The sequence below is a fragment of the Methanothermobacter sp. genome, assembly GCF_030055435.1.
Lineage (GTDB): Archaea > Methanobacteriota > Methanobacteria > Methanobacteriales > Methanothermobacteraceae > Methanothermobacter.
Genome location: NZ_JASFYG010000001.1, coordinates 286,317 through 308,403, shown reverse-complemented (window position 1 = coordinate 308,403; position 22,087 = coordinate 286,317). Strand labels below are relative to the sequence as shown.

The 22,087-nt window shown below is 48.6% G+C and carries 37 protein-coding genes; 30 read left to right on the top strand and 7 right to left on the bottom strand.

Annotation, left to right across the window (positions count from 1 at the left end):
• Positions 1-46 precede the first annotated feature (46 nt).
• From thrC to QFX30_RS01365, 18 genes are all read left to right on the top strand, one after another.
• Positions 47-1,249, top strand: a complete 1,203-nt coding sequence (thrC, locus tag QFX30_RS01450; RefSeq protein ID WP_300487384.1) for a threonine synthase — start codon at positions 47-49, stop codon at positions 1,247-1,249.
• Positions 1,250-1,474: 225 nt separating this feature from the next.
• Entirely contained in the window at positions 1,475-1,678 is a 204-nt protein-coding gene (gene hmtB, locus QFX30_RS01445) for a histone HmtB (protein WP_013295523.1), read from the top strand.
• A 289-nt stretch (positions 1,679-1,967) separates the two neighbouring features.
• A complete protein-coding gene (rpl7ae, locus tag QFX30_RS01440; RefSeq protein ID WP_300487153.1) occupies positions 1,968-2,339 on the top strand; it encodes a 50S ribosomal protein L7Ae in 372 nt (123 codons plus the stop codon).
• Positions 2,340-2,390: 51 nt separating this feature from the next.
• Positions 2,391-2,597: a 30S ribosomal protein S28e gene (locus QFX30_RS01435; protein WP_013295525.1), complete on the top strand. Its 207-nt coding sequence runs from the start codon at positions 2,391-2,393 to the stop codon at positions 2,595-2,597.
• An 18-nt stretch (positions 2,598-2,615) separates the two neighbouring features.
• The gene (locus QFX30_RS01430) at positions 2,616-2,777 is read left to right on the top strand and encodes a 50S ribosomal protein L24e (protein ID WP_300487150.1); all 162 of its coding nucleotides are present in this window, start codon (positions 2,616-2,618) and stop codon (positions 2,775-2,777) included.
• Positions 2,774-3,229, top strand: coding sequence for a nucleoside-diphosphate kinase (gene ndk, locus QFX30_RS01425; protein WP_300487147.1), 456 nt, complete (start codon positions 2,774-2,776; stop codon positions 3,227-3,229). Before QFX30_RS01430 ends, ndk begins: the two co-directional genes overlap by 4 nt.
• 14 nt (positions 3,230-3,243) lie before the next feature.
• Positions 3,244-5,028 (top strand): translation initiation factor IF-2, encoded by a 1,785-nt coding sequence (infB, locus tag QFX30_RS01420; protein WP_300487145.1) that lies wholly within the window; start codon positions 3,244-3,246, stop codon positions 5,026-5,028.
• A gap of 21 nt (positions 5,029-5,049) precedes the next feature.
• Positions 5,050-5,430, top strand: a complete 381-nt coding sequence (locus tag QFX30_RS01415) for a 30S ribosomal protein S6e (RefSeq protein ID WP_300487144.1) — start codon at positions 5,050-5,052, stop codon at positions 5,428-5,430.
• A 24-nt stretch (positions 5,431-5,454) separates the two neighbouring features.
• Positions 5,455-6,681 (top strand): translation initiation factor IF-2 subunit gamma, encoded by a 1,227-nt coding sequence (gene eif2g, locus QFX30_RS01410; protein ID WP_300487142.1) that lies wholly within the window; start codon positions 5,455-5,457, stop codon positions 6,679-6,681.
• A gap of 24 nt (positions 6,682-6,705) precedes the next feature.
• The gene (locus tag QFX30_RS01405; RefSeq protein ID WP_300487139.1) at positions 6,706-7,059 is read left to right on the top strand and encodes a PIN domain-containing protein; all 354 of its coding nucleotides are present in this window, start codon (positions 6,706-6,708) and stop codon (positions 7,057-7,059) included.
• A 14-nt stretch (positions 7,060-7,073) separates the two neighbouring features.
• A complete protein-coding gene (locus tag QFX30_RS01400) occupies positions 7,074-7,604 on the top strand; it encodes an inorganic diphosphatase (protein WP_300487136.1) in 531 nt (176 codons plus the stop codon).
• Positions 7,605-7,633: 29 nt separating this feature from the next.
• Positions 7,634-8,182, top strand: coding sequence for a DNA-directed RNA polymerase (gene rpoE / locus QFX30_RS01395; protein ID WP_300487381.1), 549 nt, complete (start codon positions 7,634-7,636; stop codon positions 8,180-8,182).
• A complete protein-coding gene (gene spt4 / locus QFX30_RS01390; protein WP_300487133.1) occupies positions 8,175-8,357 on the top strand; it encodes a transcription elongation factor subunit Spt4 in 183 nt (60 codons plus the stop codon). The genes rpoE and spt4 overlap by 8 nt, the downstream gene beginning before the upstream one ends.
• Entirely contained in the window at positions 8,357-8,845 is a 489-nt protein-coding gene (locus QFX30_RS01385) for a GTP-dependent dephospho-CoA kinase family protein (protein WP_300487130.1), read from the top strand. Before spt4 ends, QFX30_RS01385 begins: the two co-directional genes overlap by 1 nt.
• Position 8,846: 1 nt before the next feature.
• Positions 8,847-9,149 (top strand): 30S ribosomal protein S24e, encoded by a 303-nt coding sequence (locus QFX30_RS01380; RefSeq protein ID WP_300487127.1) that lies wholly within the window; start codon positions 8,847-8,849, stop codon positions 9,147-9,149.
• Positions 9,150-9,305: a 30S ribosomal protein S27ae gene (locus QFX30_RS01375; protein ID WP_300487124.1), complete on the top strand. Its 156-nt coding sequence runs from the start codon at positions 9,150-9,152 to the stop codon at positions 9,303-9,305.
• A gap of 8 nt (positions 9,306-9,313) precedes the next feature.
• The gene (gene argH / locus QFX30_RS01370) at positions 9,314-10,723 is read left to right on the top strand and encodes an argininosuccinate lyase (RefSeq protein ID WP_300487121.1); all 1,410 of its coding nucleotides are present in this window, start codon (positions 9,314-9,316) and stop codon (positions 10,721-10,723) included.
• 120 nt (positions 10,724-10,843) lie between these two features.
• Positions 10,844-10,984, top strand: coding sequence for a DUF3096 domain-containing protein (locus QFX30_RS01365; RefSeq protein ID WP_171770393.1), 141 nt, complete (start codon positions 10,844-10,846; stop codon positions 10,982-10,984).
• Here QFX30_RS01365 and QFX30_RS01360 read toward each other — a convergent pair.
• Positions 10,977-11,999, bottom strand: a complete 1,023-nt coding sequence (locus QFX30_RS01360; RefSeq protein ID WP_300487118.1) for an ATPase — start codon at positions 11,997-11,999, stop codon at positions 10,977-10,979. The genes QFX30_RS01365 and QFX30_RS01360 overlap by 8 nt on opposite strands.
• Before the next feature lie 179 nt (positions 12,000-12,178).
• On the opposite strand from QFX30_RS01360, the gene QFX30_RS01355 reads away from it, so the two are divergent.
• The gene (locus tag QFX30_RS01355; protein WP_048175191.1) at positions 12,179-12,787 is read left to right on the top strand and encodes an acyltransferase; all 609 of its coding nucleotides are present in this window, start codon (positions 12,179-12,181) and stop codon (positions 12,785-12,787) included.
• A 60-nt stretch (positions 12,788-12,847) separates the two neighbouring features.
• On the opposite strand, the gene QFX30_RS01350 is transcribed toward QFX30_RS01355, so the two are convergent.
• Positions 12,848-13,303 carry a YbhB/YbcL family Raf kinase inhibitor-like protein gene (locus QFX30_RS01350; protein ID WP_300487113.1) on the bottom strand — a complete coding sequence of 152 codons (456 nt, stop codon included), beginning with the start codon at positions 13,301-13,303 and terminating at the stop codon, positions 12,848-12,850.
• A 45-nt stretch (positions 13,304-13,348) separates the two neighbouring features.
• Here QFX30_RS01350 and QFX30_RS01345 point away from each other — a divergent pair, with 45 nt between their 5' ends.
• Positions 13,349-14,089, top strand: a complete 741-nt coding sequence (locus QFX30_RS01345; protein WP_300487111.1) for an ATP-binding protein — start codon at positions 13,349-13,351, stop codon at positions 14,087-14,089.
• Positions 14,047-14,895: a UbiA family prenyltransferase gene (locus tag QFX30_RS01340; protein ID WP_300487108.1), complete on the top strand. Its 849-nt coding sequence runs from the start codon at positions 14,047-14,049 to the stop codon at positions 14,893-14,895. Before QFX30_RS01345 ends, QFX30_RS01340 begins: the two co-directional genes overlap by 43 nt.
• Before the next feature lie 53 nt (positions 14,896-14,948).
• Here the strand turns inward: QFX30_RS01340 and QFX30_RS01335 are convergent, their stop codons facing one another.
• Complete coding sequence (locus tag QFX30_RS01335; protein WP_300487378.1) at positions 14,949-16,130, bottom strand: NAD(P)/FAD-dependent oxidoreductase; 1,182 nt, start codon at positions 16,128-16,130, stop codon at positions 14,949-14,951.
• A gap of 8 nt (positions 16,131-16,138) precedes the next feature.
• Positions 16,139-16,300, bottom strand: coding sequence for a 4Fe-4S binding protein (locus tag QFX30_RS01330; RefSeq protein WP_013295546.1), 162 nt, complete (start codon positions 16,298-16,300; stop codon positions 16,139-16,141).
• Between the two features lie 225 nt (positions 16,301-16,525).
• Here QFX30_RS01330 and QFX30_RS01325 point away from each other — a divergent pair, with 225 nt between their 5' ends.
• The gene (locus QFX30_RS01325) at positions 16,526-17,023 is read left to right on the top strand and encodes a hypothetical protein (protein WP_300487105.1); all 498 of its coding nucleotides are present in this window, start codon (positions 16,526-16,528) and stop codon (positions 17,021-17,023) included.
• Between the two features lie 130 nt (positions 17,024-17,153).
• Here QFX30_RS01325 and QFX30_RS01320 read toward each other — a convergent pair whose 3' ends face one another.
• Entirely contained in the window at positions 17,154-17,564 is a 411-nt protein-coding gene (locus QFX30_RS01320) for a 4Fe-4S binding protein (RefSeq protein WP_300487102.1), read from the bottom strand.
• On the opposite strand from QFX30_RS01320, the gene QFX30_RS01315 reads away from it, so the two are divergent.
• The 5 genes from QFX30_RS01315 (at position 17,493) to nikR (ending at position 19,398) form a co-directional block, all read left to right on the top strand.
• Complete coding sequence (locus QFX30_RS01315) at positions 17,493-17,903, top strand: histidine kinase dimerization/phosphoacceptor domain -containing protein (RefSeq protein WP_300487099.1); 411 nt, start codon at positions 17,493-17,495, stop codon at positions 17,901-17,903. The genes QFX30_RS01320 and QFX30_RS01315 overlap by 72 nt on opposite strands.
• Positions 17,900-18,148, top strand: a complete 249-nt coding sequence (locus tag QFX30_RS01310; protein WP_300487096.1) for a hypothetical protein — start codon at positions 17,900-17,902, stop codon at positions 18,146-18,148. Before QFX30_RS01315 ends, QFX30_RS01310 begins: the two co-directional genes overlap by 4 nt.
• Before the next feature lie 43 nt (positions 18,149-18,191).
• A complete protein-coding gene (locus tag QFX30_RS01305) occupies positions 18,192-18,398 on the top strand; it encodes a hypothetical protein (RefSeq protein ID WP_300487094.1) in 207 nt (68 codons plus the stop codon).
• A complete protein-coding gene (locus QFX30_RS01300) occupies positions 18,395-18,688 on the top strand; it encodes a hypothetical protein (protein ID WP_300487092.1) in 294 nt (97 codons plus the stop codon). Before QFX30_RS01305 ends, QFX30_RS01300 begins: the two co-directional genes overlap by 4 nt.
• A gap of 290 nt (positions 18,689-18,978) precedes the next feature.
• Positions 18,979-19,398, top strand: a complete 420-nt coding sequence (nikR, locus tag QFX30_RS01295) for a nickel-responsive transcriptional regulator NikR (RefSeq protein ID WP_300487375.1) — start codon at positions 18,979-18,981, stop codon at positions 19,396-19,398.
• Between the two features lie 527 nt (positions 19,399-19,925).
• On the opposite strand, the gene QFX30_RS01290 is transcribed toward nikR, so the two are convergent.
• Both QFX30_RS01290 and QFX30_RS01285 read right to left on the bottom strand, forming a co-directional pair.
• Positions 19,926-20,450 carry a hypothetical protein gene (locus QFX30_RS01290; protein ID WP_300487089.1) on the bottom strand — a complete coding sequence of 175 codons (525 nt, stop codon included), beginning with the start codon at positions 20,448-20,450 and terminating at the stop codon, positions 19,926-19,928.
• 13 nt (positions 20,451-20,463) lie between these two features.
• A complete protein-coding gene (locus tag QFX30_RS01285) occupies positions 20,464-20,949 on the bottom strand; it encodes a hypothetical protein (RefSeq protein ID WP_300487086.1) in 486 nt (161 codons plus the stop codon).
• Positions 20,950-21,225: 276 nt separating this feature from the next.
• Between QFX30_RS01285 and QFX30_RS01280 the strand changes: the two genes are divergently transcribed.
• The 3 genes from QFX30_RS01280 to QFX30_RS01270 all read left to right on the top strand — a co-directional run bounded on the left by QFX30_RS01280 (position 21,226) and on the right by QFX30_RS01270 (position 21,988).
• Entirely contained in the window at positions 21,226-21,594 is a 369-nt protein-coding gene (locus tag QFX30_RS01280) for a nucleotidyltransferase (RefSeq protein WP_300487084.1), read from the top strand.
• Positions 21,591-21,722 carry a hypothetical protein gene (locus tag QFX30_RS01275; protein WP_300487081.1) on the top strand — a complete coding sequence of 44 codons (132 nt, stop codon included), beginning with the start codon at positions 21,591-21,593 and terminating at the stop codon, positions 21,720-21,722. Before QFX30_RS01280 ends, QFX30_RS01275 begins: the two co-directional genes overlap by 4 nt.
• Before the next feature lie 83 nt (positions 21,723-21,805).
• Positions 21,806-21,988: a HepT-like ribonuclease domain-containing protein gene (locus tag QFX30_RS01270; protein ID WP_300487372.1), complete on the top strand. Its 183-nt coding sequence runs from the start codon at positions 21,806-21,808 to the stop codon at positions 21,986-21,988.
• Positions 21,989-22,087 lie beyond the last annotated feature (99 nt).

Here is a 22,087-nt window from a genome sequence, read left to right as displayed (position 1 = left end):
ACACCCACAATTTATTCTGATAATACATTCAATGGATGGTGACTATGTGATAAGGTGCATATCATGCGGTAAGGAGTATGGACTGAACGAGATCATATACACCTGCAGTGAATGCGGGTCAGTGCTGGAGGTTGAATGTGAAGTCGAGGTTTCAAGGGACACATTCAGCTGCAGAAGGCAGAACATGTGGAAGTACAGGGAGTTCATGCCCGTGGACCCCTCAAAGATAGTGAGCCTCGATGAGGGTGGAACACCCTTTGTGAGGTGCGATAACATTGGCAGGGGACTCGGCATTGAACTATACGTGAAGGTTGAGGGCTCCAACCCCACAGGTAGCTTCAAGGACAGGGGTATGAGTGTCGGTATCACAAAGGCAGTTGAACTGGGCGTTGATACGGTGGGCTGTGCCTCAACCGGCAATACCTCCGCTTCCCTAGCAGCCTACGCAGCAAGGGCTGGTCTCGGTTGTGTGGTGCTCCTCCCTTCAGGTAAGGTTGCCCTTGGCAAACTTGCACAGGCAATGTTCCATGGTGCCCAGGTCCTGTCTGTCAGGGGAAACTTCGATGAGGCCCTTGAGGCGGTAACGGAACTTGCCCTCATGGGGGAGCTCTACCTCCTCAACTCGGTTAACCCCTTCAGGCTTGAGGGGCAGAAGACCATAGGCTTTGAGATAGTGGATGACCTTGGCTGGGAGTCCCCGGACCGCATCATCCTCCCTGTTGGTAACGCAGGGAACATATCAGCCATATGGAAGGGTATCTCAGAGTTCCACAGGGCAGGGTTCATTGAGGAGAGGCCAATGATGACTGGCATACAGGCGGAGGGTGCTGCACCTGTGGTTGAGGCTTTCAGGAAGGGTAAGATGGAGATTGAGCCTGTTAAGAACCCTGAGACGGTTGCGACCGCCATAAGGATCGGGGCGCCTGTGAGTTACCTCAAGGCCCTGAGGGCCATATATGAGTCAGATGGATATGCCGAGACAGTGACCGATGAGGAGATACTATCTGCCCAGAAACTCCTTGCAAGGAGGGAGGGTATAGGTGTTGAACCGGCGTCTGCAGCATCCATAGCAGGACTGCTGAAACTGGTGGATGGGGGTGTCATTGACAGGGGTGAACGAGTGGTCTGCGTTGTAACAGGTCATGTACTTAAGGATCCTGACACCGCCATAAGGGCTTCAACGGAACCAGTTGAGGTTGAACCCGATATAAACCAGCTCAGATCCGTTATAAGGAGAAAGAGAGCATAATAAACATTTAAATTTTCCATGAATAATTTTTCTGTTTTAAGTTTTTCTATTTTTCATTAGAACACCCTGAGGTTAATCTCTCACCCTCCAGCCACTTGTGAATATACTGATTCTGTTTAGGTGCCCCATGAACCAATCAATGAGCCAGAAAAACCTCCAGATTAACGATATATTTATATAGGATAATATGAATAGATTATATTACATAAAATGAGGTGGTTAATTATGGAATTGCCAATAGCTCCAATTGGAAGAATAATAAAGAATGCCGGTGCAGAGAGGGTAAGTGATGATGCAAGGGAAGCCCTCGCAAAAGTCCTTGAAGCCAAAGGTGAAGAGATCGCCCTGAATGCAGTTAAACTTGCAAAACATGCTGGAAGAAAAACTGTTAAGGCTTCTGACATTGAACTAGCAGCTAAAAGGATGTGATTCTCACATACATCCATCATCCATTCCCTTTTTGCCCGCGGCAAAACTTTATATGTGATGAACCCAAAACTATATTTAATCCTTGTTTTCCTGGGTGTCTAACTGGATTATCCGGGATTAATTTAAGTACGATTTCTGATGAAAATCTGTATCCAGCAAGTTTTATATACAGAGAACATATAAAGGGTACTACCCACCTCATGTTAATCCATAATTTGGATTAGTTGTCCAGATTGGTGTAATTACCGATGGATGGTAGAAAAACCAGATGAAAAAGGAGGTAAATAACATGGCAAAGGCAATTTATGTGAAATTTGATGTACCAAAGGAACTGGCTGACAAGGCCACAGAGGCACTTGAAATAGCCAGGGAAACAGGTAAGATATCAAAGGGTACAAATGAGGTTACCAAGGCAGTTGAAAGAGGAGTCGCAAAGCTCGTGCTTATCGCTGAGGATGTTGAACCAGCCGAAATCGTGGCTCACCTCCCACTCCTTGCAGAGGAAAAGGAAATACCCTACATATACATTCCAACCAAGGATGAACTGGGTGCAGCCGCAGGCCTCAACGTCGGCACAGCATCAGCAGCCATAGTTGAAGCCGGCGACGCCGAGGACCTCATAAACGAAATAATAGAAAAGGTTGAAGAACTTAAGAAATAGATGAAAGGCAGAAAAAGCCTTTCACCTTCAATTTAATATAAAGGTGGTTTAATGGAGGAAGCAACTCCAGCAGAGGTTATTGAGGTTCTCAAGAGAACCGGGATGACTGGAGAGGTAATGCAGGTCAAGTGCAGAATCCTTGATGGAAGAGATAAGGGAAGGATACTCACAAGGAACGTCATGGGTCCAATAAGGGAAGGCGATATCCTGATGCTCCTTGACACAATCAGAGAGGCAAAGGAAATCAGGACCCCCTGATCAGGCAGGTGTTTGTAAATGAGAGTCTGTTCATTCTGCCATGAAGAAATAGAGCCAGGCACAGGAAAGATGTACGTTAAAAAGGACGGAGCCATCTATTTCTTCTGCAGCAGCAAATGCGAGAAAAACATGATGAAACTGGGAAGGGTTCCAAGAAAAGTTAAATGGGTTAAAAAATGATGGAAAGAAGCTTTGTAATGCTAAAACCTGACGCAGTAAAGAGACGCCTCGCAGGAAGGATAATATCCAGGTTCGAGGATAAGGGACTCAAGATAGTCGCTGCAAGGATGCTCCAGATCCCGGAAGACCTTGCAATGGAACACTACCAGGAACACAGGGAAAAACCATTCTTCAGGGACCTTGTGGATTACATAACATCAGCACCAGTCCTTGCAATGGTCATAGAGGGTAAGGACTGCATCTCCATCATAAGGAAGATGGTGGGCGCAACAAACCCTGCAGAGGCAGAAATCGGGACAATCAGGGGAGACTTCGCCCTTGAAACAGGTAGAAATATAATACATGCCTCAGATTCTCCAGAATCAGCTGAGAGGGAGATTAAACTTTTCTTTAAGGAATCAGAAATTTGCAGCTACGAGATGCCTGATAGGGAAATGGTATATGAGGAATGAACGCGGAGATTTCAATGAAGATCAGATCACCCATAGTTTCAGTACTAGGACATGTGGATCACGGGAAAACCACCCTCCTTGACCATATAAGGGGCAGTGCAGTTGCCGCGAGGGAGGCGGGTGGTATAACCCAGCACATAGGGGCCACAGAGATACCCATGGATGTCATTGAAAACATATGCGGAGATTTCCTTAAAAAATTCTCAATCAGGGAGACGCTGCCAGGACTCTTCTTCATAGATACCCCTGGACATGAAGCATTCACAACTCTCCGTAAACGTGGAGGGGCCCTTGCAGACCTTGCAATACTCATCGTTGACATAAATGAGGGATTCAAGCCCCAGACACAGGAGGCCCTCAACATCCTGAAGATGTACAGGACACCATTCGTGGTGGCTGCAAACAAGATAGACAAGATCCACGGCTGGAGGGCCCATAATGGACAACCCTTCATGGAGACCTTCAGCAAACAGGGCATTCAGGTCCAGCAGAAACTGGACACAAAGGTCTATGAACTTGTGGGCAAACTCCACGAGGAGGGCTTTGAATCAGAGAGGTTCGACAGGGTAACCAACTTCGCCTCACAGGTCAGCATAATACCCATAAGTGCGGTTACCGGGGAGGGAATACCGGAACTCCTCACAATGCTCATGGGACTTGCGCAGCAGTACCTCAGGGAACAGCTGAAGATTGAGGAGGATTCCCCTGCCAGGGGGACCATCCTTGAGGTTAAGGAGGAGACAGGTCTCGGGATGACAATTGATGCTGTTATCTACGACGGTATACTCCGTAAGAACGACACCATCGCCATGATGACATCAACGGATGTTATATTCACCAGGATAAGGTCCCTCCTGAAACCCAGACCCCTTGAGGAGATGAGGGAGTCCAGAAAGAAGTTCCAGAAGGTGGACGAGGTGGTGGCTGCTGCGGGTATAAAGATCGTGGCACCTGACATCGACGATGTAATGGCGGGTTCACCCCTCCGTGTGGTGACGGATCCAGAGAAGGTCAGAGAAGAGATACTCAGTGAAATAGAGGACATCAAGATAGACACCGACGAGGCGGGTGTGGTTGTAAAGGCCGATACCCTAGGGTCCCTTGAAGCGGTGGTGAAGATACTGAGGGACATGGACGTCCCCATCAAGGTGGCTGACATTGGGGACGTTTCAAGGAGGGATGTTGTGAATGCAGGGATATCCCTCCAGGAGGACAGGTCCTACGGGGCCATAATAGCCTTCAACGTGAAGGTGATTCCCTCAGCGGCCCAGGAACTCAAGAACTCAGACATTAAGCTCTTTCAGGGGAACGTCATCTACCGGCTCATGGAAGAATATGAGGAATGGGTAAGGGCCATTGAGGAAGAGAAGAAGAAAAAGTGGATGGATGCGATTATAAAACCTGCAAGCATAAGGCTCATCCCGAAACTTGTCTTCAGGCAGAGCAAGCCGGCAATTGGGGGTGTTGAAGTCCTTGCAGGTGTCATAAAGCCGGGCTATCCACTCATGAACGAGGAAGGAGAACCAGTGGGTACCGTTGAGAGCATGCAGGATAAGGGTGAAAACCTCAAATCAGCATCACGCGGTCAGAAGGTTGCAATGGCAATCAAGGACGCCGCTTACGGAAAGACAATCAATGAGGGTGATACGCTCTACGTTGAAATACCCGAAAACCACTACAGAATACTCTTGGATGAACTTTCAGGTGATCTCTCAGAGGAAGAACTTGATCTTCTGGAGCGGATAGCTGAGATCAAGCGGAAGAAGAATCCTGACTGGGGAATGAAGGCACCATTTTAATTGAAGAAAGGAGGAGATATATTGGCATTCAAGGTTGTGATTTCAGATAAGGAGAAGAGCATCCAGATGGAGGTAGAACCATCAGAATCAAAGGCCCTCATTGGCCTCAAAATAGGGGACGAATTTGATGGTTCAGTAATAGGACTTAAAGGATACAAACTGAAAATCACAGGCGGAAGTGATAAGAACGGTTTCCCCATGAAGAAGACAGTACAAGGTGCAAGAAGAGTCAGAAGCCTTGTATCAGGTGGCGTGGGGTACAAACCTTCCCGGAAGGGTGAGAGGAGAAGAAAAACATTCAGGGGAAACACTGTATCAGAAGACATAGTACAGATAAACACCGTGGTAATCCAAAAGGGTGAGAAGCCACTTGAAGAGCTCCTCGGCGCCGATGAAGAATAATAAAAGATTTTATAGGTGTAATCCGTGAAAAATCAATCTGAAATAAATATTGGTCTTGTGGGGCACGTGGACCATGGTAAAACAACCCTTACAAAGGCCCTTTCAGGTGTCTGGACAGACACCCACAGTGAGGAAACCAAGAGGGGTATATCCATCCGTCTGGGCTATGCTGACATAACCTTCAGGAAGTGCCCCCAGTGTGAAGTCCCCATGTGCTACACAACTGCAGAGATCTGTGAGAGGTGCGGTACAGAGACAGAAGTTCTGAGAAAGGTATCCTTTGTGGATGCACCGGGACATGAAACACTCATGGCAACCATGCTTTCTGGAGCCGCCCTCATGGATGGCGCCATACTGGTAATAGCCGCCAATGAACCATGCCCCCAGCCCCAGACAAAGGAGCACCTCATGGCCCTGGATGTGATAGGAGTTAAGGATGTTATCGTTGTCCAGAACAAGATAGATATAGTCTCCAGGGAAAGGGCCCTTGAGAGTTACAGGGAGATCAAGGAATTTGTGAAGGGTACATGTGCCGAGGATGCACCTATAATACCTGTATCTGCACAGCAGGGCGCCAACATCGATATTCTAATTGAGACAATTGAGGAGAGAATTAAAACACCCGAAAGGGATGTTGATAAGCCTGCCAGGATGTACGTGGCCAGGTCCTTTGATATAAACAAGCCAGGGGTTGACCCTGAACACCTTGAAGGTGGTGTTATAGGCGGCTCACTTGTCCAGGGTAAATTCAGGGTCGGGGATGAGATAGAGATAAAACCCGGCATACAGGTTAAAAAGGACGGTAAACAGTCCTGGATGAGTCTACACTCCACCATCACAGGCCTCGTGGCAGGGGGAGAGAAGATGGACGAGGTTGGTCCCGGGGGCCTTGTGGGTGTCGGAACCCTCCTTGACCCCTCACTGACCAAGGCCGACTCACTTTCAGGGTCAGTGGCCGGTGAACCCGGTACTCTCCCACCTGTGAGGCACTCCTTCACAATGGAGACCCACCTCCTTGAGAGAGTCGTGGGTACCAGGGAGGAGACCAAGGTGGAGCCCATAAAGACAGGGGAACCCCTTATGATAAACGTGGGTACCACGACAACAGTTGGTGTTGTTAAATCAGCAAGGGCTGATGACGCTGACGTCATTCTCAAACTACCCGCCTGCGCAGAGGAGGGTCAGAGGGTAGCCCTATCAAGAAGGGTTGGAGCAAGATGGAGGCTGATAGGATATGGTATCATTAAATAGGGTGGTTATAGACACCAATTTTTTATGATACCCCACCAGTTCAGGGTTGACATAGTATCTGAACTCCAGAGACTCTTCCCAACCCATGAGCTCCTTGTCCCATCCTTTGTGATAGGGGAACTTGAGGGTATAAGGAGGCATTCAGGTGGAGATGCGAGGATAGCTGCCTCCATTGGCCTTGCCCTTGCACAAAGACCACCATTCAGGGTGGTTGATGAGAAACTCCGTGAGGGCGAATCTGTTGATGATGCGCTTCTCAGGATCTCAGACGTGCTCTGCACTACTGACCGGGAGCTCAGAAAAAGGGCGAGGTCAGAGGGCATACCTGTTGTTTACCTGAGGCAGAAAAAATATCTTGCAGTTGATGGGCATATATAAGTAGGAGGTTTTTTATGAATCTGTGGAAGGATATTGAACCTGGACCATCAGTACCAGAGGTAGTATATGCAGTTGTTGAAATACCCAGGGGTTCAAGGAACAAGTATGAATACCACAAGGATCTCGAGGCATTTGCACTTGACAGGGTGCTCTACTCACCGGTATTCTACCCTGCAGAGTACGGTATAATACCCCGGACCCTCTACGATGACGGCGACCCCATGGACATCATGGTACTCATGGATGAGCCAACATTCCCTGGTTGCATCATAGAGTCAAGGCCCATAGGCCTTCTCAGGATGATAGATGGTGGGGACCAGGACGACAAGATCCTGGCGGTGCCCGTGGAGGACCCCCACTACAGTGATGTTAATGATATATCAGACATACCCGAACACATCCTGAAGGAGATAGCACACTTCTTCCAGGTCTACAAGAACCTTGAGGGTAAGGAGACAGAGATAATCGGATGGGAGGGCGCTGAAAAGGCACTTGAAGCCGTAAACCACTCCATAGAACTCTACAGAGAGAAATTTATGGAGTAATTCTTTAATGGGGGATCCCATTGTATTATATAACAAAAATTGTTGATACAGTCAGAATACCTCCAGACCGCTTTGAGGAGCCACTGGAGGATGTTGCCATAGAGGTTCTCAACGAAACCTACGTTGGAAGGATGGACAGGAACCTCGGCCAGATGATAACCGTAAAGGAGATAGAGGATATAGGAATCGGAAAGGTCATAATGGGTGACGGCGCTGCCTACCATGAGGTGACATTCACAGCCCTCTTCTTCAAACCAGAACTCCATGAGATCGTTGAGGGCGAGGTAATAGAGATTGCAGAGTTCGGGGCATTCGTGCGCATTGGGCCGGTGGACGGTCTTGTTCATGTTTCACAGGTTACAGACGATTACATAACCTATGATGCCAAGAAGGGCTCCCTCACAGGTAAGGAGACAGGTAAGCGCCTGGATGAGGGCGACCTTGTAAGGGCAAGGATAGTCGCACTGAGCCTCAAGGGACGAAGAGAGGGCGTGAAGGTTGGACTCACCATGAGGCAGCCCGGTCTTGGTAAATTCGAATGGATTGAAGAAGAAAAGAGGAAGAGTAAAAATGACTGAGAAGGCATGCACAAGGTGTAAGAGAATCACCAGCGACGAACGCTGCCCGGTCTGCAATGTTCCAGCATCCACCAACTGGAGCGGACTGCTCATAGTCATAGATCCGGAGAAATCAGATATAGCCAGGGAACTGGATATAAAACTTCCTGGTGAATACGCACTGAGGGTCAGATAGTGTACATTCTACCGGAAAAACTCAGGGCAGAGCTCAAGAAACCTCTTGGAGAGCTCTACGAATCCTTCAGAGACATTGATGTGGGGGATTCGTTTCTCATAACGGTTGGTGATGTCACAACACGTAATGCACTGGAGCATGGCCTGAAACCGGACATCAGCATAATAGACAACAGGATCCAGAGAAGGGATTCTGATCATGAATTCAATGACACAGCAACCATTATCAGATCCACAAACCCGCCAGGCACCATAACAGAGGATCTCTGGAACTCCATCAAAAAGGCCATAGATGGGTCCAGAGCCGGCGAACGCTTTATGATAGTCGTTGATGGAGAGGAGGACCTGGCTGTTTTACCATCAATCTTAATGGCCCCGGCAGACACCATCATCCTTTATGGACAGCCAAATGAGGGTGTTGTGTTGGTGAGGGCCATTGAAACACGGAAAAGAGCTGAAGAACTCATAAAAAACTTTGAGGAGGCATAGAATGGAGATCAGAATAATCGAGGAAAAGGAAAATACACTCTTAAACAGAAAGGAGATAAGGTTCGAATGCTTATATGAGGGTGAGTCAACACCAAAGGTCCTTGATGTTAAGAACAAACTCGTTGCAATGCTCGACGCCGATAAGGACCTCCTTGTGGTCGACAAGATCGACCAGGGATTCGGCGAGCCAAGGGCCTCAGGGTACGCCAAGATATATGATTCAATGGATAAACTCACTGAGATAGAACCTGGACACATCATAAAGAAGAACACAGAGGCACAAGAGGAAGAGGAGGAGGAATAGATGAAGAAGTTCGAACTCTATGAGGTAAAGGGGGATAAACTCATAAGGAAGAACCCCTTCTGTGTGAGGTGCTCAAACGGTGTCTTCATGGCTGACCATGGAGACAGGTACGCCTGCGGTAAATGCGGATACACCGAATGGAAAAACAGGGAATAGGTGGAAACTTGAACCTGAGGGCTGGCAGATTAAATAGGGGTATGGAGGATGAGGCAGCAGAGTTCACCTCATCCCTCACATTCGACCACCACATATTTGAGGCGGATGTTGAATGTAACATTGCACACACAACCATGCTGGCCCATGAGGGTATAATACCTGAGGAAGTGGCGGATAAGATCATAGAAGCCCTTGAAACCCTGAGGGAGGAGGGGTTCGAGGCCCTTGACATGGACCCTTCGGTGGAGGATATCCACATGGCTGTTGAGAACTACGTGACAGCTAGGATAGGCGAGGAAGCAGGGTTCATGCACACAGGTAAATCCAGGAACGATCAGGTTGCAACTGACCTTCGACTGGCCCTGAGGGAGAAGATAAAAATAATCAGCCACGAACTCCTTGATTTTATTGATAGGATAGCTGAAATGGCACTTGAGCACACAGGGACTGTCATGGTTGGCTACACCCACCTCCAGCATGCCCAGCCAACAACCCTTGCCCACCACCTCATGGCCTATGCCCACTCCCTCAAGAGGGACTATGAGAGGCTCCAGGACGCCCTTAAGAGGATTGACATCAACCCGCTGGGCTCTGCGGCCATGACAACCACAACCTTCCCGATAAACAGGGAACTCACAACGGAACTTCTGGGGTTCTCTGATTACATGGGTAACTCCATGGACGCGGTGAGTGCAAGGGACTTCATAGCAGAGGCAATATTTGACCTCTCAGTGCTGGCGGTGAACCTCAGCAGGATCTCAGAGGAGATGGTACTCTGGAGCACCTACGAGTTTGGCCTGATAGAGCTCCCCGATGAATTCTCATCAACATCATCGATAATGCCCCAGAAGAAGAACCCTGACGTTGCCGAGATAGCCAGGGCAAAGACCTCCACGGTCCAGGGGGCACTTTTCTCTGTACTTGGAATCATGAAGGCCCTCCCCTACACCTATAACAGGGACCTCCAGGAGATCACACCACACCTCTGGAGGGCCACCGACACTGCACTGTCAATGATCCGTGTCGTGAGGGGAATGCTCCTGGGCATAAGGGTTAACCGGGAGAGGGCACTTGAACTTGCAGGGGCCAACTTTGCAACCGCAACGGACCTTGCAGATATCCTTGTCAGGGAGCGCCGCATACCCTTCAGGGTGGCCCACAGGATAGTTGGAAGGCTGGTCACAAGGGCAATCGCCGATGGACTCAGGCCCTCTGACATAGATTCAGAGTACCTTGACGAGGTCAGCCTCGAGGTCACTGGGAAGAGACTTGAACTTGACCAGGAACTTGTGAAGAGGGCCCTTGATCCACTTGAAAATGTCAGGATGAGGATGATTCCAGGTGGACCAGCCCCTGAGATGGTCAGGGCAGCCATTGATGAAATCAGGGCCTTTGTGAAGTCTGAGAGGACAACTTAGGGGTTGTTTTTTCCAGTGGCCAGAAATTTTATATACTGGAGTCTGGAAGGGCCTTTTAAGGGTTATTTTTTTATCGCTGAACAGAAATTTTATATATCATTTTTGAGATATAGTTATTACATGAAATCTGAAACTGAAACGAGGGTTGTTGGACTTCTGGCGGTGCTTATCGGTATACTGATGATAATCTACCCCCAGCTTGTGGGGTATCTGGTTGGCGTGTTCCTCATAGCCTACGGTCTCCTCAAGATATTCAGTTAGTTCTCCGGGAGCCACAGATACTCCATACAAGTTCCAGGGCCTCACCAGGTTCAAGAACACCAGCACGGGTCTCCCTGAGGACCCTCTGGATTGAATAGCGCCTCATATACGGATACCTGCGGTGAACCTCCCCCAGAAGGGGACAGCCAAACCCTGAAGTGGCCCTGAGGCCATAAGTGGATACAGCGGACTTCAGCTCCTGCTTTGAGGCTGCAAAGAGTGCCGGTAGATTAACACGGAGGATATCATCGTGCACCTGGAGGGAACCGTATCCCGTTGAGAGGAGATCACCGAATATCACAGTATCAATTGCCTCATTCTTTATTTTCTCCATGATGACTTCCTCAATCATGGATGAGCACCTGCCGCAGGGGTGTAACCTCCCCTCGAGGGCATCCCTCTGAAGTTCACTGAGGTCCATCTTGATGTAATGGTGTCTCACCCCAAGGGAGGCTGTGAGTTCATCCACAGCCCACCTGACGTGCCCCGGCAGTACGATGGTGCCGGGGTCAGCAGTCAATGCCATAGGTTTTAAACCAAGTTTAACAGCCGCTATGAGTGAAAATGAACTGTCAGTTCCCCCTGATAGTGCCACGGCAGTTTCTGGCTCTCTTATGGAGTTGAGGGGTGCACTGTCACTTTCTGTGAGAAAGTCAAGTCCCGCTGGGTATTCAAGGCGTTTCCTCAGGGGTTTCTCAAGGAGAGAGAGCACCCTGAAGGATCCCCTGAGTTCAGCCAGCCGTTCAAGTGCAAATTTAACCCGTTCCCTCCTCATGATGAGGTCAATCTCTGATTCAACATGGATCCTCTTGATACCAAGTCTCTCCCGTAGTCTGCCCACAACCCATCCACCCTTTCCTATTATGATGGACTTATCTGAACGGTCAGGTGCGACTATGAGGAGCTCATCTTTTTCCCCATTGAATATGGTATCAGCTATCCGTACCTCCATATCCTCATGGCCTATCTCGGATCTGATCTCCCTTATGAGAACCGCAAGTTCATCTGCATCCATAGAATCCTTCCTAGCTTCAGATGTGGTGAACTACTTTTATGGTCCAATTAAATGATATGATCTGCATGAAGTAAAGTATATTATAGATGCGCTCAATATTAATATAATGAGAGGATTTGGATTTCATTTCCTGTTAGTACCTGAATTTAATAAAACCGTGTTGGGGGATGCATAGGCAAATGCCAAACATTAAAAGCCTTCTTTTCGGTGATCAGGAAGAAGAATGGGGTTATAAAAGGGAAAGTGAGAATATAATAGTGGGTTATGGTTACAAGAAGTTCAGTAAACCCCCTGTTATAGGTAAAAACCCCCTTCTGCGCTCAAACACCGTTATATACAATGATGTTACCATAGGTGATAACCTCAGAACCGGTCACAATGTCCTCATAAGGGAGAAGACAACCATAGGTGACGATGTACTTATCGGTACAAATACGGTCATTGAGGGCCACTCAAAGATAGGGAGCAATGTCAGCATTCAGTCAAATGTGTATCTGCCCAAGAACAGTTATATAGAGGATAACGTCTTCATAGGACCCTGTGCCTGTTTCACCAACGACCGTTACCCCATAAGGGTCAAGTACAAACTGAGGGGCCCCATAATAAGGCAGGGGGCATCCATAGGTGCAAACTCCACCTTCCTCTCCAGGATAGAGGTGGGTGAGGGTGCAATGGTGGCGGCAGGTGCGGTTGTAACAAGGAACGTGCCCCCCTGGTCACTGGCAATAGGTGCACCTGCCCGTATAAAGGCACTTCCTGCCAAGCTTAGGGTTCCCAACAATATTTAGTTGATTTTTCTGTATTACTTAGATTTTCCAGTCTGCAGTGACCTCTACTGATTGAATGAGCTATTCTCTCCTGTAAAGTCCCACTATCCTTGCCTCAGCCAGTACATGACCCTCCATCGCCTCGAGGACGTCCTCCTTGCCTGTGCCTGGTTCAAGGTCAAGCATGGTGTCAAGGGCGTAGAGCCTGAAGAAGTACCTGTGCACACCGGATGGGGGGCAGGGGCCCCTGTAGCCTATGGTTCCAGAGTCGTTGTAGCCCTGCACTGAGCCATCAGGTAGCCTTTCCAGGTCTGGAACATTCTCGTCAAGGCCCCTGGAGTCTGGGGGTATGTTGAATATCACCCAGTGGGTCCAGACCTTTGTTGGGGCATCGGGGTCATCGCATATGAGGGCAAGGGACCGGGCCTCTGGAGGGACGCCATCCCATTCCAGGGGTGGCGATATGTTTTCACCATCACACGTGTACCTTGAGGGTATTCTTCCGCCATCATTGAATGCACGGGTCTTGAGGTTCATGGTATCACCTAACAGATTATATGTTCCCTGTCATTAATTATTATTATGGACTACAAGGTTAACTCGGTATCTGATAACACCGTCTTCGTTGAGACTGAGTCCTACAGAAGGCTCCTTGAAGCCCTTGAGGTCATCAGGGAGTCCCGCGGGAACATACTCCATGTTGTGGGCGCCCCAGGGACAGGTAAATCAGCCAACCTCTACAGGGGTATCCAGGAGGTGGGGCTTGATGTATATGAAGTGCCGTGTAACCTTGAGTCAGCCGATGTGGACGCAGATTATGTGTTCAGGCACCTCTTGGATGAGATGAAGGCGGAGCTCGGTGCAGATAACAGGGGGGATCTTTACAAGAAACTTGCTGAATTTGATGCTGTGGTCTTTGCTGACAGGTTCCATGACAGCCACTATTTCTCAGAATTCAAGGGTTTCAGTCAGTGGACAGCCACGGCGGGATCTGAAACACTGAAGTTCTACCTCAGATGCATCCATGAGTACATCAGAAACAGGGGGGCATTCAGGAACATGAACATAATCTTCCAGACAGCCTGGAGATTCTACTTCAGGGGTAAAAAGATGGACCTCTTCACTGACATACCCATCCTCTCTTCAGTGCTCTTCCACTCCCTCCGGATCCCCTTCACGGCTGTGAGGATAGATTACACAGTAACTGAAACCTTAAATATAATAAGGGCCCATTCAGGTGCTGATGAGGAAGAGATAAGGCGTTACATAGAATTATATGGATGCAGACCAAGAACAGTTCTGGAGAAGATGAGATCATGCTGAGTACACTCCTGCGTTCAACGAGAATGAGCTGGTGTGCCAAGAACATCCACATGTACCTTCTGGCACTCACCTATGCCTCAGATGCAGACCCCATCAGATTCATTTCAGGACTCTTCACCGTGACGCTCCTCTGGGGGGCTCTCTATTCACTTAACGACTTCACTGACATTGAAACTGACAGGAACGACCGCATGAAAAGGGGAAGGCCCTTCATAGAGAACCATGTTGAACCCAGGGAGGTCCTGCTTTTTATAGGCGTCCTTCTCGTGGTGTCCACCGTGGTGGCATATCTCATTCATCCGGTATTCTGTCTGATACTACTTCTCATGGTCCTTAACCAGTTCATCTATACAATCCCACCCATCAGACTGAAGGACACTCCTCTTGCACCATTTGCAAGTACCGCGACAAACACTGTTCTGAGGCTGGCATCCGCCGCTGTCCTCCTGGGGGGTATTCTCGTTGTCCCGCTTCCGGTCTACATTTTAATGTACCTTGCAGGTATGGGCACATACCTGATGTACAAGGAGAGAAAGGTTCCGACAACCCTGGTTTCTGTTCTGTTCTGTGTTCTACTTGCCTGGAGCTATACTGGAGGTTACATTAGCATGCTGCAGATCCTCCTTGTAATAGTCCCGCCATTCATAGCCACTGTCCCACTTTATCTATCAAACTTTACAGAAAGGGAGCGTATGGTGGAGATGGCTGATCTCATTTACCACAGGGTTCTTGTGGTATTCTATCTGATATGCATAGCGGTAATTCTAATTGTTAATATTCACTCTTTCAATCCTTTAAGGTATTAAATCTTAGATTAAAAAGAGATAGGATTTAAGTTGGGTACTGTTAATGAATAAATTTAGAATAGTTTGCCGAGTTTAAGCAGGGCCTTTGGTGAGACCTTTATGAGCTTCTTAACAAGTTCTCTGGTACTCACCTTCTCGAACTCAACATCCTGGAATGCCTCTGCGATTGAATCGAGTTCACTGTCACTGAGTGTAAGCATGTAGTCCTTGACCTTGAGGTACCTGTCTATCTCCTTCCCGATCTCCTCACGGCAGAGCCTCTCGTATTCACTGAGCCTCTTTTTGCTGACATCACCCTCACTGACCGCTGCAGCAGCAACCCTTCCTGCCAGCATACCACCGGTCATACCGCTTATTATACCGCCACCTGTGAGGGGGTTCACCTGACCTGCAGCGTCCCCAACAACCATAAGGCTGTCTGCCACAAGTTCCTTTGGCATGCCACCAACCGGATCCCCACCTATGTTGAGTTCAACAGGCTGGGCGTTTCTTGTTGCAGGGCATGACTCAACGAATTCAAGCAGGTGCTCATAGGCGCTCTTATCGGTCTCTGTTGAGAGAACACCCAGGCCCACGTTGGCGATATCATCACCCTTTGGGAAGATCCAGGCGTATCCACCTGGGGCCACGCTTCCAAAGTAGAATTCAATGCAGTTATTGTCCTCCATCTCCACCCCGACCATCTCGAACTGGGCAGCTGACTCCATGTCCTTGGGCCTTGTGGTTGTGTTTAGGCCTGCCCACCTTGCAACCCTTGACTCGGGCCCGTCGGCTGCAATGACTATCCTGGCCTTTATCTCAAACTCCCTTCCCATGCATTCTGCGCTGACAAGGTACCCATCATCGGTCTTCTCCATCCCGGTTGCAAGGGTCTTCACCATGATCCGTGACCCTGCCCTTGCAGCGTCCATTGCCATGTGCTTGTCAAAGACCTTCCTCTCAAGTATGTATCCTGCCTCTGGCAGCTCCACCTTATCTGAGGTCAGCCATACATCTGTGCCGTTGGGGGAGACCAGACGCACACCATCAAGTTTCTTTGTGATCCAGCGGGGGTTTGGCTCTATCCCCAGGGACTCGAGGCCCCCAACAGAGACCCCCTCGGCGCACCGCTTGGGAGCCCCTATCTCTGATTTCTTGTCAATGAGGAGTACACTTGCCCCGCCCATGGCGGCGTGTTTTGCTGCTGTTGAACCGGCTGGTCCAGCGCCAATCACAAGGACATCAACTTCAGTCACCATGTCAATCACCTCTCAAGGGCCCTAACAGGGCACACCTGTATGCATATGTTGCATTCCCTACACTGGTCCTCTGAAAATTTCAGGGAATTCTCCCTGACCTCTATGAGGTTCCGTGGGCACACACCTGCACATTCCCCACAGAACATACACCATTCCTTCACCTTCATGGTTATCAACCTAAAATCAATTCTACAGATCATGAATCTTTAATCATGCGGGTGTTTATACTTTGGGGAGGAAGTATATATATAGTTCCCAAAAACCCTGACCTGGCCGCCACATGGCCACCACGCATAGTTCCTGATCTTTCAACGGCCACCTATATATGTTGGTGGGCTCCGGGATAAATTATAAATCATATCCATGACAACAATTATTATGGGAGGTTGAATATGAAGAAAATTTTATTTCTGTTTCTTGTGGCTGCAACGGTCCTTGTATCTGGTTGTGTGAGTGAGGAGCCCCAGTATAAGAGCTTCTCTGACGGAAAACTGAACTTCACATATCCCGCATCATGGGAGACCCTTGACCCTGCAGGGGCTCAGGAGGCCTTTCAGAAGGAGGCGGGAATCTCCAAGGATGTCATAGTTTACCTTGGTAACAGCACATCAGAACTTGCAGTTGCAGAGGTCACTGCAAGCGCAGGTTACTACCTGAAGGATCCTGAAACCGTCAGGAAGGAGATGGCCAGCAATGAGGGTGTTGTATCATCCAGCATAATAAAGGTCGCCGGGCGTAACGCAGCAATGGTTAAGGCCACCGATTCAACGACCCAGACGGTCTTCGTGTACCTGAAACTCAACAGGACAAGCGGCTATGCATTCATGTACAGCGGACCAAAGAATGACGCAACATTTGACTCCATACTTGAGACTGTAAAGTTAGAGTGATCCCCGCTGGGATTCCTCCTTTTTTTATTCCTTCTCACTGGTTATGTGATCTCTCCTTTAGGAGCCCCCTCACCTCACCCATGAACTTTTCTTCACCGACAAGTTTCATGGTTGACGCGAGCCTCTTCCTCTACGGCTTACTGGCATACCTGGTGTAGACCCTGATAACAGCGTCTATGTATTCCAGTATCTCATCAACAGTGTCAACATGGGTCTTTATACCCTCAACCAGTTCTCTACCAGCCTTACCGCCTATGTAGAGTATATAACCCTCTTCACGGGCCCTCCTTGCAGTGTGTGGGCACTCCCTTATGCATTTACCGCAGCCAACGCAGAGGTCATGGTTGGTGTAGGATGTCTCACCACGTACGCTTATGGCCTCCACCTTGCAGACCTCGAAGCACCTGCCGCAGTCGTTACAGATTTCCTCAACCGTCTCAGGGAACTCAACACCCGCGACACCCACATCGTGGATCTGGGGCTTCATGCACCTGTTTGGACAGCCACTAACCACTATCTTGAACTTGTAGGGTGCCGGCATCTCCTGAACCTCTCCTTTAGCCTCATAAACACGCAGATAAGATCCGCCGGTGAGGATGCAAGGGAGGCTCTCGTCCGGACATCAACCAGAGTCCAGACCCTGGCAGCCATCCATGAATCCGTTTATGGGCTGGGGAGCCTGGCAGAGGTGAAGATGCATGAGTGCATAAGGAGGATAGCTGAACACCTGAGATCAGTATTTGATGCAGTGGATGTTGAATTCCACATAGACGCCCGCCATGTCTTCAACGTTGAGACAGCAATGCCACTGGCCCTCATAGTAAATGAACGGTATCCAACTCCATTCAGCATGCATTTCCTGAAGGTAGAGGAACCGTGAAGGTTGAAATCAGCAGAATGAACTCAGAGTACTGTCTGAGGGTAGTGGATGATGGTGTGGGGTTTTCAGGTGAAAAGAGGATGGGCTTTGAACTTGCACTGAACCTTGCCAGGCAGATAAATGGGGACCTGAGGATACTCCTCAGGGAGGATGGAGGGGTTACAGAGGTAATTGTACCCTTCAGGGAGCTTCACTACGGAATAAGACTGTTATACTCCTGTAAAATCGATTTCTGGACATCCTGAGGTTGTGGATGTGTCCTGCAACATAACATGGTAGGGGATTAATATGACGTCTATATTCTCCTTGCGCATCCATCCAGGACGTCCTTCTCAGGGATGTCCAGAGGGCCTCAGTGAAGCAGGACACACATATGGGGTCAGGGACCTCTACAGGATGAAGTTCAGGTCGGAGCTGAGTCAGGAGGAGTACCTCAGGGAGATCAGCCAGGACGCGGGGCTACCATTATCAGGGGATGTTATGGGGGGAGCATGAGAAGAGCGGGAGGACCGATGCCCTTGCGTTCATATATCCCCTCTGGTGGAGTGACTGCCCCGCGAAACTCAATGTATGGTTTTGACCGGGTCTACGGGTACGCCCACCTTTATGAGGATGGAGGGCGTACGAGGATCGATATTGAAAAGGCTGTGGTGCTCTGCAGGCCACCCAAGGAACACCTTGAGGGGACAGGCATTGCAGAGAGCATGCCCAGTGGTATGTTAGGTGACAGGCTGCTCGGGGTGGGTGTTGGGAGTGTCACCATGGAGATCCCTGGGGGTAGGTAGCGGGGGATGACTCCTGCAGGGAGATAAACCTCATGAGGACCCGCAGGGCAGGGAGGAACCTCTGAGGAGAGTAATTCATTTTGGAGTGGTAATCTGACAGGGTTACCCTATCTTTAAAAGCAGGAGGATGATTACAGAACCTTTATGATACCCCATACATCTATGGATAATGTTATAAGGTTATAGTAATACTTATATTGCATTATTATACTATTTAATAATATTTAATTATTTATACTTCATACACATATTTAAGGGTGTCACAGATTAGGGGTGATACCATGGCCACGATGACCAGGATAAGCATGTCTCTTCCAAGTAAACTTCTTGAAGAATTTGATGAGGTACTCAGGAACCGTGGATACCAGTCAAGGTCCAAGGGGATAAGGGATGCCATAAAGGACTACATTGTCAGGTACAAGTGGATGAATGAGATGGAGGGTGAGAGGACAGGGATAGTCTCGGTGATCTACAACCACCACACAGGGGCAATGGAGGAAATAGCCGACATACAGCACCACTACAGGGAGTACATAGACGCTGTCATGAGGGTTCACCTCACAGAAAAACATCGCCTTGAGGTCCTCGTGGTGAGGGGTGATGTTGCAGAGATACGTGAACTCACAGAGAGGATGATGGGTCTCCGGGGAGTTGAACACGTGCGACTCACCAGTGTCTCAGCTGAAGAGGATGTGGAATATGAGAGGTGATGGTTTAAGAGGTGGATAACTGGCGGGTTCTGAATTTGATTCTGACCCCCAACCACTTATCACTTTCATGGGACTGCAGGGATGTTCTGTTAGGGGTTCAGAGCAGTTTTTCAGCTGTTTAGATCTGTATCTTTCCTCTTATCGGGTTTTCTATCTTTAATCCTCTGGCCCGGACTTTACAATAAGTTCACCCATTCAACATATGTTATATATATGTTCATCAAAATATTATAATCAAGTAGATAATAAATGATATGAAAAATAAAGCTCCTGAGTGTCATTGGAGGACATTTAATCTTTAATAAAAATTTTGACAGTCTCAGTACAATGAAATCAGCAGGTCTCATGGAATCCCAGTTCCCTAAAAAAATTAATTAGAGGATGGGGGTGTGTATGAATGCCTGTTCCTGAGGAGGCAAGGGATATCTCTGCATGCTGCTGTACAGTTGGAATTTTGTTCCTCATGGGTCTGGCGATATCCCTCTTTCTCACCCTCCTCTTCACCTGATGGAAAGGAGCACGTCAGATCACTCTATCTTCACCCCACATAAAGTTCCTGAGGGTGTTAAGAGGTTACCCCTGGCTGTTAAACCAAAGGAGGCTATATCCTCAGGGTAGTATCCATCCTCAAATGCCCAATCTGCTGTTTTAAAGTAGGCGGTTTCTCCTGGTCTCAGAGTCTTCACTGTGGATGAATTGGTGAAGACCGGAGCCATTCCAAGGGCGATAACCTCTCCATCTGAGTTATAGCCCTTGACCCATACATAGTCCAGTAGGAGTGTGGCCCTGTACCTGTTCTGGACCACCCCCTCCACCACGTAGCCTCCGCTGGGATCAACCAGCACCGTGTAGTTGAGCACCTCTGCCTGGACATCCCCCATGTGGAGGTCGTAGAAATAGGATGACCCATTGCTGTAACCGATGATGAACATCAGGAGCCCCCATATTATGATGAGGGATACCATTATACCTGCCTTTGTGAAGGTCCCCCTCCTCCTCCACCAGCGCATGAAAAAGTTTCCATTATTCTCTTCACGGAAATCCTCAGCCATTCAGATCACCTTTCTATGCCCATGCATAACCTGAACATTCTGTTTTAATCCCAATGAGGATATCATCGGGGCTGTAACCCTCCAGGATGGGGCAATCTCCCCTGAACTTCACCTTCTCCCCCGGCCTTATTTCCCCTGAACCGGTTATGAATAGGGGGGCGTACAGTACCATTTCACCACTGGAGTTAAAGCCCTTCACTTCCAGGCTCGGGTTGAGCAATATGGGTTTATCATAGTTGTTCTGGATTTCCCCCTGGATCTCATATAATCCACCTTCGCCCTTCTGGATTGTGTAGTTCACAATGCTCACCTGGAAGGAGTCCTTTTCGTATTCTATGGCTCCAGCAAGACCCTTATCGTAACCATAGGAATATGCGGCGGCGGACCAGATGATCACCCCAAGGACGATGATGGAGGTCCTTGTGAGTGGTCCCCTGCGGTTCCACCAGCCGGCAAACTTTCCAGTTTTCCTATCACTACCATTGGAATCCATCGACATTTAACCACCTTATAACTGAACAGTAATAGTATTGAATCATATAATTTAAATTTTTATATTTTTATTCCATCATTAAAACTTAACATGGCAAATAAAAATCTGTGATTGGAGGACGGCTATGGTCCCTGGAGAGCTGACCTGCGTAATGTTCTCTATTACGAAGTTAATCCCCTGGCCGGTACCTTAGATGGAGGTGATTCAGAATTATCAGTGGAACCATGATGTGCATTGACGACCAGAGAATGGAAAAACTTGTGGAACTTCTGGAAAAAAGGGATGAGGTCAGAATCGCATACCTCTCTGGCTCCACTGCAAGGGGGGGATAAGAGAGCCCTCGGGGACTTTGACATCGGTGTTCTCCTCAGGGAAATGAAGGGATACGATGACCTCAATTTTCAGCTGGAACTCATAGATGAACTCGTATCCGCACTCAGAACAGACAGGGTGGACCCTGTCATAATGAACCGGGCACCTCTCTCCCTGAATTACAGCATAATCAGGGATGGGATAGTCCTGAAGGACAGTGAAGTGGAGAGGGTGAGGTTCGAGGGACGTATCATGTCAGATTACCTTGATAGAAGGTACCATAACGACAGGCACACCAGACTGGCGCTAAGGATGACGGCACGCGAGGGTTTGAAGTGAAGGATGAGGTACCCTCAAAACTCGAGAAACTCCAGGATTACCTGAGGATACTCAGGAATTCACCTGAGGACCTTAAAGAGGACGTCACCCTCAGGGGGCAGTTGAAAGGTACCTTGAGGTTTCCATAGAGTGTTCTTTCGAGAGATGATCATATCATGGGAGAGGGCGAGAAAACCTGAAACATACAGGGAATTCATGAACACCTGGAGAAATAGGGGTTCTTCCAGGGGATTTTGCAGATAAATTTGCACCAGCAGCCGGTTTCAGGAACATAATGGTCCATATGTATGCGGAAATAGATGTTGAGAGGGTTTATCTCTACCCCCAGCGGGACCTTGAGGATATAGAGAAATTTGCCGTACTGGTTGCCAGGTATCTGGAGGGGACCGGCTGATTAAGCATCCCTTATTTGTTATCTGGAGGATCAGTTAACTGCTCTTCAAAATTATTTAACCATATCATGTTATGTATTTCCATCATTTAAAATTTTCAG

Coding starts and splice junctions, on each gene's coding strand:
- hmtB (WP_013295523.1), top strand. CDS start 1,475: ATGGAATTGCCAATAGCTCCAATTGGAAGAATAATAAAGAATGCCGGT.
- rpl7ae (WP_300487153.1), top strand. CDS start 1,968: ATGGCAAAGGCAATTTATGTGAAATTTGATGTACCAAAGGAACTGGCT.
- QFX30_RS01435 (WP_013295525.1), top strand. CDS start 2,391: ATGGAGGAAGCAACTCCAGCAGAGGTTATTGAGGTTCTCAAGAGAACC.
- QFX30_RS01430 (WP_300487150.1), top strand. CDS start 2,616: ATGAGAGTCTGTTCATTCTGCCATGAAGAAATAGAGCCAGGCACAGGA.
- ndk (WP_300487147.1), top strand. CDS start 2,774: ATGATGGAAAGAAGCTTTGTAATGCTAAAACCTGACGCAGTAAAGAGA.
- infB (WP_300487145.1), top strand. CDS start 3,244: ATGAAGATCAGATCACCCATAGTTTCAGTACTAGGACATGTGGATCAC.
- QFX30_RS01405 (WP_300487139.1), top strand. CDS start 6,706: ATGATACCCCACCAGTTCAGGGTTGACATAGTATCTGAACTCCAGAGA.
- QFX30_RS01400 (WP_300487136.1), top strand. CDS start 7,074: ATGAATCTGTGGAAGGATATTGAACCTGGACCATCAGTACCAGAGGTA.
- spt4 (WP_300487133.1), top strand. CDS start 8,175: ATGACTGAGAAGGCATGCACAAGGTGTAAGAGAATCACCAGCGACGAA.
- QFX30_RS01380 (WP_300487127.1), top strand. CDS start 8,847: ATGGAGATCAGAATAATCGAGGAAAAGGAAAATACACTCTTAAACAGA.
- QFX30_RS01375 (WP_300487124.1), top strand. CDS start 9,150: ATGAAGAAGTTCGAACTCTATGAGGTAAAGGGGGATAAACTCATAAGG.
- QFX30_RS01365 (WP_171770393.1), top strand. CDS start 10,844: ATGAAATCTGAAACTGAAACGAGGGTTGTTGGACTTCTGGCGGTGCTT.
- QFX30_RS01360 (WP_300487118.1), bottom strand. CDS start 11,999: ATGGATGCAGATGAACTTGCGGTTCTCATAAGGGAGATCAGATCCGAG.
- QFX30_RS01355 (WP_048175191.1), top strand. CDS start 12,179: ATGCCAAACATTAAAAGCCTTCTTTTCGGTGATCAGGAAGAAGAATGG.
- QFX30_RS01350 (WP_300487113.1), bottom strand. CDS start 13,303: ATGAACCTCAAGACCCGTGCATTCAATGATGGCGGAAGAATACCCTCA.
- QFX30_RS01345 (WP_300487111.1), top strand. CDS start 13,349: ATGGACTACAAGGTTAACTCGGTATCTGATAACACCGTCTTCGTTGAG.
- QFX30_RS01340 (WP_300487108.1), top strand. CDS start 14,047: ATGCAGACCAAGAACAGTTCTGGAGAAGATGAGATCATGCTGAGTACA.
- QFX30_RS01330 (WP_013295546.1), bottom strand. CDS start 16,300: ATGAAGGTGAAGGAATGGTGTATGTTCTGTGGGGAATGTGCAGGTGTG.
- QFX30_RS01325 (WP_300487105.1), top strand. CDS start 16,526: ATGAAGAAAATTTTATTTCTGTTTCTTGTGGCTGCAACGGTCCTTGTA.
- QFX30_RS01320 (WP_300487102.1), bottom strand. CDS start 17,564: ATGCCGGCACCCTACAAGTTCAAGATAGTGGTTAGTGGCTGTCCAAAC.
- QFX30_RS01305 (WP_300487094.1), top strand. CDS start 18,192: ATGACGTCTATATTCTCCTTGCGCATCCATCCAGGACGTCCTTCTCAG.
- QFX30_RS01300 (WP_300487092.1), top strand. CDS start 18,395: ATGAGAAGAGCGGGAGGACCGATGCCCTTGCGTTCATATATCCCCTCT.
- nikR (WP_300487375.1), top strand. CDS start 18,979: ATGACCAGGATAAGCATGTCTCTTCCAAGTAAACTTCTTGAAGAATTT.
- QFX30_RS01290 (WP_300487089.1), bottom strand. CDS start 20,450: ATGGCTGAGGATTTCCGTGAAGAGAATAATGGAAACTTTTTCATGCGC.
- QFX30_RS01285 (WP_300487086.1), bottom strand. CDS start 20,949: ATGTCGATGGATTCCAATGGTAGTGATAGGAAAACTGGAAAGTTTGCC.
- QFX30_RS01280 (WP_300487084.1), top strand. CDS start 21,226: ATGAGGTCAGAATCGCATACCTCTCTGGCTCCACTGCAAGGGGGGGAT.